This is a genomic window from Bartonella fuyuanensis (assembly GCF_014197255.1).
In the GTDB taxonomy this organism is placed as follows: Bacteria; Pseudomonadota; Alphaproteobacteria; order Rhizobiales; family Rhizobiaceae; genus Bartonella; species Bartonella fuyuanensis.
Genome location: NZ_JACIFE010000001.1, coordinates 137,176 through 153,408 on the forward strand (window position 1 = coordinate 137,176; position 16,233 = coordinate 153,408).

Genomic DNA, 16,233 nt, shown 5'->3' on the forward strand with positions numbered 1-16,233 from the left:
GCGAACATTTCAATATTTCACATTTTAAACTTAAATGATCAAAAAAGCGGTCTAACAGGATGCTTATTGCCTCACAGGCACTTTCATTAATTTTATTTAGAGTCAAACTCCATAGAAGTTTTTCATATACTATTTCTGATATCAATTAAGAAAAAAACCTACATTGGTTAATGAAAATAAAGCAATTTTTCAAGATAGTTTTTTTCTTCTTCTGAAATACGCTCCTGACCCAGACGTCTGCGAATTTCATTTAAAATCTGCCGCGTACGTATTTGATCACTTTCTTGTGGCAGCACCTCACTTTCCTGAACTTCATCTGTTTTTGAAGAAAGTGGACGTCCTAACGGATCTTTAGGACCAGAATCAGCATTTTGATCATCTTCCGTTCCTTTGAGTGTTTCGCGCATTTTTTTCAAAACATTTTGTGCACCTTGCCGTAAAGCTTCCAAAGCATCAGACTGACTTTGTATAGATACCTGATGATTTTCATTATTAAGAGCATCTTCTGCAGAATTCATTTTTTCTTCTGCCCTTTTCAATGCATCACCTGTTTCAAATCCCTGTTTTGACAGTTCTTTTTCTAATGTTGATAATTCAGATTGCAATTCAGATTGACGTTTTTTCAAAGATTTTGTTTGTTTTTCAGGTACATTTTCTCCACGTTTTTTTTTCTTCTCTAACTGATGTGTTTCATTGAGAATTTCTTGTTGACGACGGATTAAATCTCCAAACTGGTCGATCTTTTCTTTCATTTGTGCAAATTGGCTTTTTTCTCCCTCATTTTGATTGCCTTTTTGCACATACAAATGATCAAGAGTCTGTTCAACTTCTGCCAAGAGCTGTTCAGCTGCCAAAGCAGAGCCCGTTTTAGCCATTTCTTCAATTAAATTCAGCTTTTTTTGTAATGTATCTTCAGAAAGATTAGGCATTTTTGAGCTTTTAGAATTTTTATGAATTTGATTCTCTTGCACTTTTTCAGCCAAAGCACGAATATACTCATCCATAGATTGACGTAAATCTGCCATAAGTCGTTCAATTTCTGTCATTGGAGCACCATAACGCAGTGCATCACGTAAAGCAGCTTGTGCTTGTTTTAACTTTTTTTGCACGGATTCAAACTGATCACCTTCAATCCCTAAAGCGATTTGCCATAAATAATCCACTACATGGCGTAAATCCTCCTCTGTTTGTGCCATGGAAAGCCTCGTCCATACACTCTGCAGCACAAGGAAATGCGTGAAATTCTGTAATCCATCTTTTGGACGCACAAGCAAAGCAGAAAGCATATCCAAGACACGCTCTTTTTCAGAAGTATCAAGCGCTAATAAACGACGCAATTCACTTACAGACCGAGCTACAGGATTTGAAAAAACGCGCTGTGGTAATGTCATAATAAAAGTCTTGCTACGCCCTTTCTGCCCCGCACCATCTTCTGCCATCAAAGTAATTTTGACCTGTGAACCAGCCCATGGATGCGCTGATACATCTTGCACTAACCGCATTTTGCCTTTTCCACTACGCGGTAGAAGAAGCTCTATTTCTGGAGCCTTATAAAGAGAAGGAGTACTTTTATGCTGAGAAAAAAAAGGCTCTATTTCAACAAAAGCCTTTGTCACCCCATAATCATCATCCAACTCATATTGTAACTCTAACGACCCTGTTAAAATTCTCCCTGGTTTTTCTAACCAACGAATTGTTGGCAACACGTCTTTAATCATCTGCAAATGCCACAAGTGTTTTTTACGACGCGATGATACAATTAAATTGATTGAATGCTTTAAATGTGTTTCAAAATGAACTATTGAACTATTCAAAGCCGTTTTTTCATTTTTCTCTGAAAACGAAACTTCCTGCCCATCTTCTACAGACTTTGCTTTTACTGTAACACCAGCGCCATTAACAACACGCACAACAACATTACTCCCTTCAGGAATTTCCAGTCGTGTCTTCTCATTTTTTGTTAAATAAATAGGTGCCACACCGGTATAAGCAGGTGGAGTTACCCAAGCATCAATCCGTATAAATTTTTCATCAACCACAGGACGAAAATCAAAGGCATCAGCCAAACGCCCTCCTCGTGAACCAAAAGAAAAACTAAAAGCGCAGACAAAAAGGAGAACACACAAAGCTCTCAAAGCGAAAGGATCATAAGATGCACTATTAAGAGAGATAAATCCAGTTTTTAAATGATATAATTGTTTTGCCATCCGGCGTTGATGTTCCCGCCAAATAACAGCACGAAAATCTTCATCATTTTCAGAACATAAATGATCTGTCTGAATATTCAAAGGTTGGTGTCTAAGATCATTGACACGTTCAAGCCGACAATTTATTTCCCGCATTGTAGGGAACCGAAAACGAATAAGAAAAAATAAACTCCCCCCAGCACCCACAAGCAGAATCCCAAGTAAGAGCAAATGCGGCCAAAACCCTAAAACACCAAAAAATCCCAACCAACTAAACGAACAAAAGAGACTAAGCACGAGGAAAAATGGCAACAACCGTACCCATACCCGTTCAAATGAAAGGATTCCCCACATCAAAACGCGTACATACAAAAGCTTCATCGCCAAGCCTTTGCTGTTTTTATTTTTCATCAACAAGTATTTTTCCCCTTTTACCGCAGTGCATTAAGATCATAAAACCCATACAAAACAATTTCCAGAAAATAATTTTTTTCATCAAAGTTTAGTAAAAATAAGACCAAAAACATCTAAGACTGTTCGATCCAATCAGGAATATGATCACATCCCAGCAATTGCGCATAATCAAGACGTGGACGAATAACGGCATAACGCGTATCTTGAACGAGAATTTCCGGTACCAACAATCGGCTGTTATAAGTACTCGCCATCACAGCACCATAAGCCCCAGCTTGCGTAATAGCCAACAAATCACCTGGAGCCAAAATCGGCAAACAACGGTCTAATGCTAAATAATCGCCAGTCTCACAAACAGAACCAACAATATCAGCACGAATAAGGGAAGCATCTTTTTTTGCTTGTTTTACAGGGACAACATTCTGCCAAGCATCATAAAGTGTTGGACGCATCAGATCATTCATTGCCGCATCCACAATAACAAAATTACGCCCTTGTCCCTTTTTTAAATAGAGAACAGATGTCACCAGCACACCAGCTTGCCCTACAATGCTACGCCCTGGCTCCACAACAATATTAATCCCTAAAGGAGCAATATGTTTCTTTACAAGCGCAGCATAATCAAAAGGAGAGGGCACAGCATGTTGTTCACAGCCATAGGTAATACCAAGCCCTCCACCAATATCTATATGCGTTATTGCATAATCATCGCTCCACAATTGACGCACAAAATCTGAGATAATAATAAATGCCTTCTCAAACGGTTTTAAATCACAAATCTGACTGCCAATATGCATATCGATCCCACAAACCTGCAATCCAGGTAAAGAAACAGCTCTTTTATAAGCCTCTCTTGCTAACAACAATGGAATACCAAATTTATTTTCAGATTTCCCTGTTGTCATTTTCTTATGTGTCTTTGCATCAACATCTGGATTAATCCGCAACGAAACACGTGCTATCTTTGAAAGTGCAACAGCACGTTGCGATAATTGTTCAAGTTCTGGCTCTGATTCAACATTAAAACAATAAATATTCTGAGAAAGAGCAAAATCTATCTCTCTGACAGTTTTACCAACACCAGAATAAACAATCCGATGTGCTGGAATATCAACAGCAAGAGCACGCCGTAATTCACCTTCTGAAACTACATCAGCTCCCGCCCCATTTGCCGATAAAAGCCGTAAAACTGCTTGATTAGAATTGGCTTTAACTGCATAAGCAATCAAACTAGGAATCCCCTGAAATGCCTTTTGATAGTCCTTAAAACGCGTAACCAATGCATTCGTCGAATAACAATAAAAAGGAGTCCCCACCTCCTGCGCAAGAACAGCAAGTGAACAACCCTCAGCATAAAGCATACCTTGATGATAGGGGAAAAAGTCCACACTTTCCTCCTATTTTATCAAACGATCAAGAATGAAAGGTTTATCATCTTCATTTTTAGCAACAGATGTTCTCTGCATAGGTTTTTCCACACTTGTAAGAGGTATCTCCAATGACCCTTTACGCCCACACCCAACAACACCCAAGCCCCCTAAAAGGATAATCATCAACCCCTTTACTATAATCTTCATCTATCCTCTTTCCTCATTTTGATCTCTTTTTTACCTTTAAAATATAATTACTCAAGCTATCACCAGACGCTTTTTCCAATACGTAATTTGCCGAAGAACTTCTGAAGGTGCTGTTCCTCCAAAGCTTTTGCGACTTTCAACAGATTTTTCAACAGTCAAAACATCAAAAAGATTCCTATTGATATCAGGAAAAATTGCTTGAAGTTCATCTAATGATAAATCCTGAAGACAGCACTGTTTTCTTTCTGCCAATGCTACAGCACGCCCTGTTATGTGATGTGCTTCACGAAAAGGAACCCCTAATTCACGAACAAGCCAATCAGCAAAATCCGTAGCTGTTGCATACCCTAAATCCGCTGCTTTTTTCATAGCTTTTTTATTCACTTTCAAATCAGCAATCATCCCTGTCATTGCTGCTAGTGATAATTCCAAACTCAAAGCCCCATCAAACACGTATTCTTTATCTTCTTGCATATCCTTTGAATAAGCAAGTGGTAATCCTTTCATTACCGTTAACAATCCCATCAGTGCACCATTCAATCGACCTGCTTTCGCCCGTATTAACTCCGCTGCATCAGGATTTCTCTTTTGTGGCATAATAGACGAACCAGTTGAAAAAGCATCTGACAAATGAATAAAACAAAACTGCTCACTTGACCAAAGAATTATTTCTTCTGCTAAACGCGAAAGATGCATCGCACAAAGAGCACCAGCACTTAAAAACTCCAATGCAAAATCACGATCAGAAACACTATCAATTGAATTGCGTGTAGGTTCCCGAAAACCCAGCGCTTGTGCCGTCATAAAGCGATCAATTGGAAAACTTGTTCCTGCCAAAGCCACAGCCCCTAAAGGCGATTCATTCATTCGCTCAATGGCATCATGCATCCGTGATAAATCTCGACCAAACATTTCAACATAAGCCATCATATAATGGCCCAATGTTACAGGCTGAGCTAATTGTAAATGCGTAAAGCCTGGCATAAAAGTATTGACATGTTGTTCTGCAAGAGTAAGCAATTGCTTTATCAATTCCTTTAAAGCTTGTGCTATTTTCTGCAATGCCTCACGCACCCACAACCGAAAATCAACAGCCACTTGATCATTGCGCGAACGTGCTGTATGCAAACGCCCAGCCACAGGACCAATCAGCGCGCTTAGCCGCGCTTCAATATTCATATGAATATCTTCAAATTTTCGTGAAAAAACGAATCTATTTTCTTCAATTTCTTTAAGAATAATTTTTAAACCGTGAGAAATTTTTTCATAATCAGACTGTAAAATAATTTTTGTTTGCGCTAACATCGCAACATGAGCGAGCGAGCCTTCAATATCTTGCCGATAGAGTTTTTTATCAACGTCAATTGAGGTGTTAATTTCTTCCATAACTGCAGCAGGTCCTGCAATAAACCGCCCTCCCCACATTTGGTTCTTTAGTTTCTCGTCTGCCATATTTTAAAAATACTCATAAAAAGGATAAAAATCATGACTCTCCCCAATTTTAATAGCCCAAAAAAGAAAAACAAAAAGCAGAAAATCCTTATAGCATTTTTTTTTGTTGTCATAATCTTAGTTGGTATCAATTTATACGCAATAAAAAGTCATTATGACAAGAGTGCGTCTTTTTTTGCCAACTTTACTTCAAAAGAAAATACTGAAAAAATACAAAACAAAAAAATGATGGCAATCCAGAAAGCTGCAACAGGCTTATTTTCTCACATGCGCTTTACTGATACACGCCTAGATATGAAAAATTTTTCTTTTAAGGATATTCAAGGAAAAGATCACACTCTTGCTGATTTTATCGGAAAACCGATATTAATCAATCTATGGGCTATCTGGTGTACTCCCTGCCGCATAGAAATGCCTGAACTAGCGCAATTAAAACGTGAATTAGGTGGAGAAAACTTCGATGTCATAGCGATTAATATCGATAAAACGGCTTCTCCTGAAAAAATTCAGCGATTTTTGCAAGATATTCATGCGGATAATTTAGTTTACTATCGCGATGAAACAATGAATATTTTTAACGACATGAGAAAACAAGGACTGGCTTTAGGATTACCTATCACACTTCTCATTGATAAAAATGGTTATCTCATTGCTTCATATAATGGTTCAGCTCCATGGGCCAACGATGATGCTAAAGCACTTATAAAAGCTGTTATGCAAGAAGCACAATAACCTAATAACCGCGTTTTTAAACATTGAATTATCAAATCCAATGCTGAAAAAAAGCAGAACAATCTTTACCACAAAAAGTGCGTAGTCCTCCTGTAATATGGTCCTGTTCTCACAAATCCTCCATCAAATTGCGCATTGCTAAAGCTTGACCGATTAAATTTGCATTAAAAATATATTCCGTTGGTGAAAAGACAAATCCCCCCCCTCAGCCCGTACAACCCGTGCAGCTAAAGAGATATCACTAGTAATAACGATACTCGCCTCATGGACATGTTCTACAATCCAATCATCAACACTATCAAGATTGAGAAGGGAAAAAAACAATTTGCGACAATGAATGTTTTAAGCTGATAACAATTCATAACACGATAAATTTCAACTTTTACCGGACAAGCATCTGCATCAACCAACAAAGTAATAGCAAGTTTTATTCCCCATTCACCTTTTGGCTCTTGATCTACAGTTTTTTTCATTCATCCAAGATAATCGCCAATAGTTACGATAAAACATCATTGCAGCGTTTATTTCACCTCCCAAAATAAAAATTGCGCTTAATATGTAGAGAAAAATAATGGCAACCATTATAGATGCTAACCCTGCATAGGTTGAAATATAATCAAACATCGTTAAATACTGTGCAAAAGCAATAGAAGCCATAAACCAGATAAATATTGTCACCACAATTCCTGGTAAAATATCTATAAATTTCCGCTGCCCAGCTGGAAGCCATTTGTGAACAATCAAAAGACTGATAAACAAAATAACGACTGCAACTGTGTAACGCCATAAACGAATCACACCAATATATTCAGTCATAAAAAAAGAATGACTTTGCATAATTTTTATTAGTAAAGGCGTTAGAATCAACAAAAAGCTAATCACAACAAGACCAATAGCTCCAAGGATTACAAAAAATAAACTTTGAAAACGACAAAATAACAAACTCCGTCGATCGGTAACACGATAAGCTTTATTTAAAGCCGTACGCAAAGCTTCAATTCCATTAGAAGCAAAATAAGCTGCTCCAATGACAGAAAGTGTCAACACACCTCCTTTATGAATTGTTAAAACATTAACAATTTCCTGAGATAAAGGCTCTGCAATGACATCAGGCAACAACTGCACCAATGCTTTAATTTTTTGCGGTGTATAAGTAAACGCACCTAGAAAACGAGCAAAAGATGTTCCAAAAATAAAAAAAGGGAAAAATGCTAAAAGTCCTGATAGTGCAACATGGCTTGCAAAAGCACTTCCATTATCACGCCAATAATGAGTTATTGCATCACCAAAAATACGATAGCTATACCAAAAGATATTTTTTAACAAACCTCAATACTTTCTGGTAACACCCTTTTTTCAATTATCCACTTTACAAAAACCATCAAGACTTTAGAAACAAATTTTCTTAATGTAAAGGGCAATAAGCTATGCGGTCAAGCCTTAACTCTATCCCCAAACCGAAAAGAATAAGCTAATAAATTTTAACAATAAATTGTATTCTGTTTGAAGTATTTTGTTTCACTTGAGCAATGCAATTAAAGAACGCTAAAACAAATTGTGAAGCAAAAATATTTCTATACATTCTTTCGCACATTATAAAGCTTAATTTAAAAAGAAATAAATGGAAATAAGTTTTTTACCTTTGCATCTTTCATATTGTTCTCAAAAATTATTTTCCTACTAAAAAAATAAACCAAACAGATATAAGCAAGATCCCCACCCCAACCTGACATACAGAAGCTAAAAAAATTTATACATCAATCGTTTTTATAATTTTAAAGAAGAAAGTTTGAAGTATTTTCTTTCCATACATTCCACTCAATACATCAAGTTATGCGTTACCTCACTTAATCATTATTTTTTTTATGGTGATTTAGTTTTTGAAGTTTCTGAACAGCAGATGAAGGCATAGGAGGAGGGGTAGGATCTTGAGCTGCCAAAAGAAGCAGTTCATCACAGGCTTTTTCAGTTTTTTGGATAAGTTGATCTAGAAATTCATGTTTGCTTAAACCCGCTTCTATCGGAGGAAGGATACGGACACGAATTGTTCCGGGATAGCGGCGGAAATTATTGCGTGGCCAATATAAACCAGCATTGTGCGCAATAGGGACGACTTGAAGTCCTAATTCATTATAGAGCGCGACAACTCCTGATTTATAATCCGGTTCTTGACCGGGTTGTCGTCGTGTTCCTTCAGGAAATATTAGGATTTGGCGCCCTTGTTTTGCTTTTTCTTTTGCTTTTTGTATAATCGTTTTTAAGGCTTTAATGGGCGTTGTTCGGTTAATGGGGATAATTTGTGTTTTTGCCATATACCAGCCAAACAATGGAATCCACATCAGTTCACGTTTTAGAATGAGCGTAGGATCATCAAAGTAGGGAACAAGACTGAAGGTTTCCCAAGCAGATTGATGTTTTGGAGCAATAATATAGGCTCCTTTAGGAAGATTTTCCAATCCTTCAATTTCATAACTTGTGCCAGCAATGTATTTTTGCAAAAAGAGCGTGATGCGTGCCCATGTTTTAGGGACAATCCATGCCTTTTTGCGTGGCATTAAAAAATAAACGGGAGCATAAAGAATCATTTGGATGAAAGTCGTTGTATAAAAAGCGAATGTAAAAAGAACAGAACGAAAGATAAGCACTACATTTTCCATTTATATTTATAAGAAGATTTTCGTATATAATAGAATTCACATGAGAAAACATCTTCTTTATGTTTTTTCAAGTATCTATTTTTTCGGTAACTTACTTTCTGATATTTAAAAAGATAAGGAAAAAGATTGATGGAATTACAAAAAGATAAATTTTTTATTCCACGGATTTTATCTATTGCGGGAACAGATCCTTCTGGAGGCGCTGGAATGCAGGCGGACTTGAAGGTTTTTTCAGCTATGAAAACTTATGGTATGAGTGTGGTGACAGCTGTAGTTGCACAAAATACTCAAGGCGTACATTCTTTTCAAGCATTAGATGCTTCTTTTGTTGCCGATCAAATTGATTCTGTTTTTGAAGATATCCATGTTGACGCCGTTAAAGTTGGGATGGTAGCAAATGCTCAGATTGCACAAACTGTTGCAGAACGCCTTGCTTATCATAAAGCACGCTTCATTATTTTTGATCCGGTTATGGTTGCAAAAAGTGGTGATGTTCTTTTAAAGCCTGATGCAATTGAAATTATGCGGGATGTTCTTGTTCCAATGTCAACTTTGATCACGCCAAATTTACCTGAAGCAGCCCTGCTATTGAGCTGTGAAGTGCAATGGTCTTTAAAAGCTATGTATCAATATGCTCCACAACTTTTGGCGCTAGGATGTCATGCAGTTCTGTTAAAAGGAGGACATCTAAATATACTTACCAGAAACAGTACAGAAAATTACGATTGTTCTAGTCCAGATCTTTATTGTGATTGTGAGGGTATTGTGACTTTTGAAGCTTCACGGATCATAACGACCAATGATCATGGTACAGGTTGTACTATTGCAGCTGCAATTGCAGCACTTTTGCCAACAACATCCTTGATTTGCGCGGTAAAAAGAGCAAAAGTTTATCTCAATAATACTTTAGCTGCTTCAACTGTTTTACAAGTAGGAGAAGGGCGAGGGCCACTTCACCATTTTTGTGAACTGTGGGATGAAAGAGAAAAAGAACCCTATTGAATATTGCGATTTTTTGGGGAGCTAGTCTATATGTAAGCTTTTGTTAACAAGAATTTTAGCTAACTGCTTGGCTGATTGCCTCTAGATGCGGAACACATCCCTTTGATTGCGTTGATTTGTGTGACAACTCCTTGCCAATGACAAAACCAGATTATTATCATCAGGTAGAGGCTAATCTAAGTGCTATGGTATGCCAATTTGTAAAAACCATCGCCGTTGTTTATGGTATTATTCTCGCAAGTCCCTTTTATCAAGGATGTTATTCAAATATTTTAAAAATGCTCTTGATAATTTAGCTTATAATACCTTTTTAAAGAAACTCATAGGACTTCTCTTTCATAAGAGTAGTGTTAAAAATGTGCACAAGCGTATGAACATCTATGTAGTGGTGCGCACGCTTTATGGATATGCACTCCAATGTCAAATTGTTTCGACTAAAGAGGATAATGATACATTTTAAACTTATTGTCGAACGTTATTATCGTGTGAGACAAGATAACAAAATAGTTGTATGCATTTATCAGAAGATTTTGTCGAATTTTAGAGATTGTGCCAGAGTTGAAATATAATGGCGATGGCGGTCCAGTATTGCAATCTGCCAGCGAATCGTGATTGAATATGTTACTTGCTAAGAAATTAGATCGAGAGCGTTTGATTTGCTATTACGATTTCCTTCTTAAGATTTTGTGTTTGCTATTTGCGGCAACAAATAAAATGATTGACATGCTAAGAGCAGGATGGCAAATTTTTATTTAGATTAAAGCCATACGTTCAATTTTAAAGGGGCTTTAAACGGTCTTTGAAGACTCTTTGCAAGAGCCTTTATTCTTTTAAAAAAATTAAATTGGTACAAAATGCAGGGCCAAAATATATAAAATCTGATGGCAAGCTACACAGCTAGATAGACCAAAGCAAATCAGTAAACAAATTATGGAGCGGGCGATGGGATTCGAACCCACGACCCCAACCTTGGCAAGGTTGTGCTCTACCCCTGAGCTACACCCGCTCACCGATTCGATACATACCTCGTTTGTATGGCGTAGGCTTCTATGAATTGCAACAAAAAAATACCATTTCAGTTTAATTTATTTTGTTCATATTTCGATAAAATGTAATAAAGATTGATTTTAGAAGATTCTTCAGTAATAAACTATTCCTTTTTTAATTTTTGTATGGAGAGAGGGGAGGAGTGCAATATTGAAGAAAATAAATATATTAAGGATTGTTCTTGCCACTGTTTTTATGATGAATCATTTTGCCAAAGCGAATGACCAAGTTAAATACGTTAAAGTTGCACTAACACAAATTATGGTTCATCCTGCTGCAGATGCTGTTCGTAAAGGCGTGGAAGATGTTCTTGCAGAAAATGGTTATAAGCAAGGTGAAAATTTTCAACTTACTTTTTTATCAGCGCAGGGCAATATTTCAACAGCAACGCAAATTGCACGTAAATTTGTTGGTGATAAACCCGATGTTATTGTAGCTATTACCACACCTTCAGCACAAACGATGCTTGCAGCAACAAAAGAAATTCCTATCATCTTCGCGGCAATTTCTGATCCTATCGGAGCTAAAATAATTTCTTCACTTGCCAAACCTGGCGGTAATGTGACAGGGGTTTCCGATCGTATAGATGTTGCAGAAAGTATTAGACTTTTGCAAGAAGTAAAACCAGATCTGAAAAAAATAGGATATCTTTATAATGCTGCTGAAGCAAATTCTGTTTCAACATTTAAAGTGTTAAAGGATGTAGCAAAAAAAGCTGGAATTGAAATTATCTCTTCATCAGCATCAAAACCTTCAGATGTTCAAGCAGCAACACGCGCTTTAATCGGTAAGGTAGATCTTATTTTTATTCCTGCCGATAATACGATTTTATCTGTTTTAGAGGGTGCAATAAAGGTTTCACAGGAAGCAAAGATTCCTGTATTTACTGTTGATGCCAATACTATAGGACGCGGCCCTTTCATGACGCAAGGTGTGAATTTCTATGATGTAGGAGTTGATGCTGGAAAATTAGTCGTGCGTATTCTAAAAGGTGAAAAGCCTGGTGATATTGATGTTGTACAGGCAGTTAAGAATGACATTATGATTGATATGAAAGCAGCTAAAAAAACAGGTGTCGTTATCCCACAGGCGGTCATTGACTCTGCGACAAAAGTAATTCAATAACTTTTACTGGTAGGATATTAATATAATAAAACTACATTAAGTTTTCAGGGGACTGTCTTTACATGAGTATATTTGCGTTTTCTGGCGCTGTAGAATTAGGCCTTATTTATGCATTTGTTGCTATTGGGGTTTATCTCTCTTTTCGGGTTTTGGATTTTCCTGATTTAACAGTTGATGGCTCGTTTCTTCTAGGGTCCTGTGTCTGTGGCGTCTTGATTCTTTTAGGTTTTAATGCATGGATAGCTATGGCATGTGCTTTTTGTGCAGGTATAGCGGCTGGTTTATTAACAGCTCTGTTGCATTTGCGTTTTGGTATTTTGAATCTTTTGGCTTCTATTTTAACAATGTCAGCGCTTTATACGGTTAATCTTCGTGTTATGGGAATTATGGGAGGATCTAATGTTAATTTAGCGCTTGCTGATACAGCTTTAACACCCTTTTATAATCTGGTTGGTTTAGCTGACATTTTTGTGCGTCCTCTTTTCGTTGGTGTTGTATTATTGGTTGTCGCATTTCTCATTTGGCGCTTTTTGGAAAGTGAAATTGGTCTTGCTATGCGTGCAATGGGCGTTAATCCACGGATGGCTACAGCACAGGGTGTTCATACATCAGCACTGATTTATTTTGGTATGGGGCTTTCTAATGCCTGTGTTGCACTTGGTGGTTCTCTTTATATTCAAACTGCAATCGCAACGGATATTAGCGGTGGAATTGGAACAATTATTTTCGGATTGGCAGCCGTGATTATCGGTGAAACTCTCTTTTGTACGCGCAATATTTTTTGGATTATAATCAGTTGTATTGTAGGATCTGTGCTTCATCGTGTGGTGGTGCAATTTGCATTTGAAGCGAATGGCATTGGTATTGATACATCGACAGATCTGCAGTTGATTACTTCACTATTGGTTGTTTTAATGCTTATTGTGCCACGCTATTGGAGGAGGCGTAAACGTGATTGAGTTTTTTCATGTTGGAGTTACATTTAATTCGCAAACACCTTTGGAAAAACAAGCTTTAATTGATATTAACCTCAAAATTGATCAGGGTAGTTTTGTTACAGTGATTGGTTCAAATGGTGCTGGGAAATCAACTTTGCTTAGTGTTTTGGCGGGTGCAACGCTTCCTACAGAGGGAAGAGTGATTATAAATGGACAAAATGTTTCTAGACAATCAGTCAGCGAGCGTGCTGGAAAAATTGCTTGTGTTTTTCAAGATTCATTAATAGGAAGTTGTGGTTCTTTAACAATTGAAGAAAATTTGGCTCTTGCTGCTCTTCGAGGAAGTCGTCGTGGCTTTCATTCAGCTTTAAACCATAAGAAACGGCAATTTTTTCAAGAGAAAATTGCTCAATTAGGCATTGGTCTTGAAGCGTATATTCATAATCCTATGGACAGTTTATCAGGTGGGCAACGCCAAGCAGTTTGTCTTGTGATGGCAACATTAGCGCATGCGGATGTTTTATTGCTTGATGAACATACTTCAGCACTTGATCCTGGAATGGCTGATTTTGTTATGCGGTTGACTGAAAAAATCGTTGAAGAGAAAAAATTAACGACTATTATGGTGACGCATTCTATGCGTCAGGCTCTTGATTATGGTGATCGCACATTGATGTTGCATGGTGGAAAAATAATCTTGGATGTCTGTTATGAAGAGCGTAAGGGATTAAATGTAAATGATTTAATTGACATGTTTCAAAAAGTTCGTGGGGAAACTCTTGTTGATGATGAATTGTTAATGGATTAATAATGTGGCTCAAAAAAAAGCACATGAGGTTGATCAATTTCTAACCGGTTTTTCACGGGATTTTCCTATTGTTCTCGTTTATGGAATAGATCGTGGTCTTATTTGTGAGCGAGCACAGCGTTTTGCTAAGCTTACACGGGTAGCAATAGACGACCCATTTTCAACAATTCGTTTGGATGCTGCTGAAATTGATAAAGATCCTGCACGTTTGGAAAATGAAGCGCATACGTTATCCCTTTTTGGAGGAGATCGTTTGATATGGATTTTTAATGCGGCTAATCAAAAAGGTTTTCTTGCTGCTTTAAAGCTTTTAATTGAGAAGCCACCAGAAGCCTGTTTTATTCTCATTGAGGCAGGAGATTTAAAAAAAGGAACAGGATTGCGCAATGCTGTTGAAACGGCATCAAAAGCGATGGCTTTGCCCTGTTTTGCTGATGATATGCGTTCTCTTGACGGTTTGATTGATGAGGTTTTAGAACAATTTAAGAAGACTCTTGCTTTGGAGGCACGTAGATGGTTGCATGAAAGTTTAGGAGCAGATCGTCTTGGATCACGAGGTGAATTAGAGAAGCTTTGTCTTTACGCCACAAATATTCATATTACTCTTGAAGATGTAAAGGCTGTTGTAAGCGATGTAAGTGCTCTTTCTCAAGATGAAGTCATTGATGCTCTTTTATTGGGCAATATATCAAGTTTTGAAACGCATTTTAACCGACATGCAGCATTGCAGGGGATGCTTTTTTTTATTTTGAATACAGCACAAAGGCATTTTCAGCAATTACAGTTATTGCGTTATCAGGTAGAGGTTGAAGGAAAATCACCTTTTACGGTGGTTTCTCAAGCACGCCCCCCCATTTTTTTCCAACGGAAAAAAACAGTCGAACAAGCTTTAAAATATTGGAAGTTAGAACAGATTGCTTATGCAATGGAAAGAATTCAAGGTGCTATTTTAGATAGCCGTAAAAACCCGCTTTTGGGTGAAGCTATCATTCGTCAAGTTTTGTTAGGGCTTACAATTATTGCACGACGCCAGATGTCAGCTTAACATACTTAAATATTATGATTTTTTATTTTTAGTACGGCATAAAGGCATTTTCAGCAATTAAAACTGTTGTGTTATCAAAGAGAGGTTGAGAAAGCTGTATTTCTAAGGACGCGTTAAAAGCTTAAAAATTTGATAGAAACCTTTCTTAAAAAAATTATCTTCAAAAGTCAATTTTGACATAATTTTATTATCTTGTTTCGTTGGAAAACACTGTTCTTTAGATTAGTAAATATGAGACTCATGTAAAATTTTACGCATTCGGTGTCTTTTGTGTGAGTATGGGGGTGAATATTAGGTTTCCTCATAAAATCTTAATGGAATATTCTTCCTCATTCAAAACAGAATGTTCTCAATATGGAACAAATCCATACATTTCCTAAGAAACATTTTTTAATGCATGTTATGTCTATTTTGTGGCGAGGTTCATAAATGGTATAACGGTAAAGCTATTCATAATTAGGAGTTATGATTCAAATTGAAAAATTATTATTATTCAATATATTATAGATTAATGCGACATAAAGTGATGGGACAGCGAAATCTTCTAGACAAGAAGATAAATTGTTTACAGACCCGTGTAAATTAAGGATCTTCATGCTTTGTAGTGAGAAGAAAGCCAAAATATATCATGATGAGAACGATAGCATCTATGAGAAGATTTTTATGTTTGGTGCAAAAATGAGGATCTTAGCAATGAAAGTGTCGCATAAACAGGTTAATCTATTGTTTACTATTAATAATTCATTGTTGACATGTTGACTCAATCAAAACTCTATTTTTTACACATTATAAGTGAAGAGAACTGCGTGGATAAAAAATACCTAAAAAAGGACTAAAAATGCCTATTATGAATTTTCTCAAATGTCAAAGATTGTTCTAATATTGCGAAGACAAATTAATGTGATGGTGTTTTATTAAACATAAAGAGAGTAATGCTCAATGGATTTATCATTCTACCATTCACGGGTACCGTTTGAAATGACAGGAAGGTAAGAGGTTTCTATTAAAGCGAGCGCATGAATTTGTCACACAAATGTATCCTGTTTAGAACATTCTATTTTACGTGAGGATTGTAATTCCATTGAAGAGATGTTTGAAGCTTTTGTTATCAAATTTTTTTTATTGGAGGACGTGTTTTTCTCATATTTCTTGGATTTATGGTGTCAGCAATCAGAAGAGAAAAAATGTTTTTAGAATTATGATATCCCTTTGCGTTCATTATTTTACAGTAGTCTTAATATTTGCAAAAC

At 36.8% G+C, this 16,233-nt stretch carries 12 protein-coding genes, 1 tRNA gene and 1 pseudogene; 6 read left to right on the top strand and 8 right to left on the bottom strand.

Going from position 1 to position 16,233, the window contains the following annotated elements; translation table 11 throughout:
* Positions 1–167: 167 nt before the first annotated feature.
* From GGR08_RS00515 to argH, 4 genes are all read right to left on the bottom strand, one after another.
* The gene (locus GGR08_RS00515) at positions 168–2,597 is read right to left on the bottom strand and encodes a TIGR02302 family protein (RefSeq protein ID WP_183193465.1); all 2,430 of its coding nucleotides are present in this window, start codon (positions 2,595–2,597) and stop codon (positions 168–170) included.
* Between the two features lie 116 nt (positions 2,598–2,713).
* Positions 2,714–3,988 (bottom strand): diaminopimelate decarboxylase, encoded by a 1,275-nt coding sequence (lysA, locus tag GGR08_RS00520; protein WP_183193466.1) that lies wholly within the window; start codon positions 3,986–3,988, stop codon positions 2,714–2,716.
* Between the two features lie 9 nt (positions 3,989–3,997).
* Positions 3,998–4,177: a lipoprotein gene (locus GGR08_RS00525; protein ID WP_183193467.1), complete on the bottom strand. Its 180-nt coding sequence runs from the start codon at positions 4,175–4,177 to the stop codon at positions 3,998–4,000.
* A 51-nt stretch (positions 4,178–4,228) separates the two neighbouring features.
* The gene (gene argH / locus GGR08_RS00530; RefSeq protein ID WP_183193468.1) at positions 4,229–5,629 is read right to left on the bottom strand and encodes an argininosuccinate lyase; all 1,401 of its coding nucleotides are present in this window, start codon (positions 5,627–5,629) and stop codon (positions 4,229–4,231) included.
* 33 nt (positions 5,630–5,662) lie between these two features.
* Here argH and GGR08_RS00535 point away from each other — a divergent pair, with 33 nt between their 5' ends.
* Positions 5,663–6,361 (top strand): TlpA disulfide reductase family protein, encoded by a 699-nt coding sequence (locus GGR08_RS00535; protein WP_183193469.1) that lies wholly within the window; start codon positions 5,663–5,665, stop codon positions 6,359–6,361.
* A gap of 8 nt (positions 6,362–6,369) precedes the next feature.
* Here the strand turns inward: GGR08_RS00535 and GGR08_RS00540 are convergent.
* From GGR08_RS00540 to GGR08_RS00550, 3 genes and pseudogenes are all read right to left on the bottom strand, one after another.
* Positions 6,370–6,834, bottom strand: a pseudogene (locus tag GGR08_RS00540) (DUF188 domain-containing protein); the annotation flags it as partial.
* A complete protein-coding gene (locus tag GGR08_RS00545) occupies positions 6,800–7,687 on the bottom strand; it encodes a YihY/virulence factor BrkB family protein (RefSeq protein WP_183193470.1) in 888 nt (295 codons plus the stop codon). The gene GGR08_RS00545 and the pseudogene GGR08_RS00540, both read right to left, overlap by 35 nt.
* A 521-nt stretch (positions 7,688–8,208) precedes the next feature.
* Entirely contained in the window at positions 8,209–9,018 is an 810-nt protein-coding gene (locus GGR08_RS00550; RefSeq protein ID WP_183193471.1) for a lysophospholipid acyltransferase family protein, read from the bottom strand.
* A 129-nt stretch (positions 9,019–9,147) separates the two neighbouring features.
* Here GGR08_RS00550 and thiD point away from each other — a divergent pair, with 129 nt between their 5' ends.
* On the top strand, positions 9,148–10,020 hold the full coding sequence (gene thiD / locus GGR08_RS00555; RefSeq protein WP_183193472.1) for a bifunctional hydroxymethylpyrimidine kinase/phosphomethylpyrimidine kinase: 873 nt from the start codon (positions 9,148–9,150) through the stop codon (positions 10,018–10,020).
* A gap of 931 nt (positions 10,021–10,951) precedes the next feature.
* On the opposite strand, the gene GGR08_RS00560 is transcribed toward thiD, so the two are convergent.
* A tRNA-Gly gene (locus GGR08_RS00560) sits at positions 10,952–11,026 on the bottom strand.
* A gap of 188 nt (positions 11,027–11,214) precedes the next feature.
* Between GGR08_RS00560 and GGR08_RS00565 the strand changes: the two genes are divergently transcribed.
* The 4 genes from GGR08_RS00565 (at position 11,215) to holA (ending at position 14,983) form a co-directional block, all read left to right on the top strand.
* Complete coding sequence (locus GGR08_RS00565; RefSeq protein ID WP_183193639.1) at positions 11,215–12,192, top strand: ABC transporter substrate binding protein; 978 nt, start codon at positions 11,215–11,217, stop codon at positions 12,190–12,192.
* A 62-nt stretch (positions 12,193–12,254) separates the two neighbouring features.
* Entirely contained in the window at positions 12,255–13,151 is an 897-nt protein-coding gene (locus GGR08_RS00570) for an ABC transporter permease (RefSeq protein WP_183193473.1), read from the top strand.
* A complete protein-coding gene (locus GGR08_RS00575) occupies positions 13,144–13,938 on the top strand; it encodes an ATP-binding cassette domain-containing protein (protein WP_183193474.1) in 795 nt (264 codons plus the stop codon). The genes GGR08_RS00570 and GGR08_RS00575 overlap by 8 nt, the downstream gene beginning before the upstream one ends.
* A 4-nt stretch (positions 13,939–13,942) precedes the next feature.
* Positions 13,943–14,983: a DNA polymerase III subunit delta gene (holA, locus tag GGR08_RS00580; protein ID WP_183193475.1), complete on the top strand. Its 1,041-nt coding sequence runs from the start codon at positions 13,943–13,945 to the stop codon at positions 14,981–14,983.
* Positions 14,984–16,233 lie beyond the last annotated feature (1,250 nt).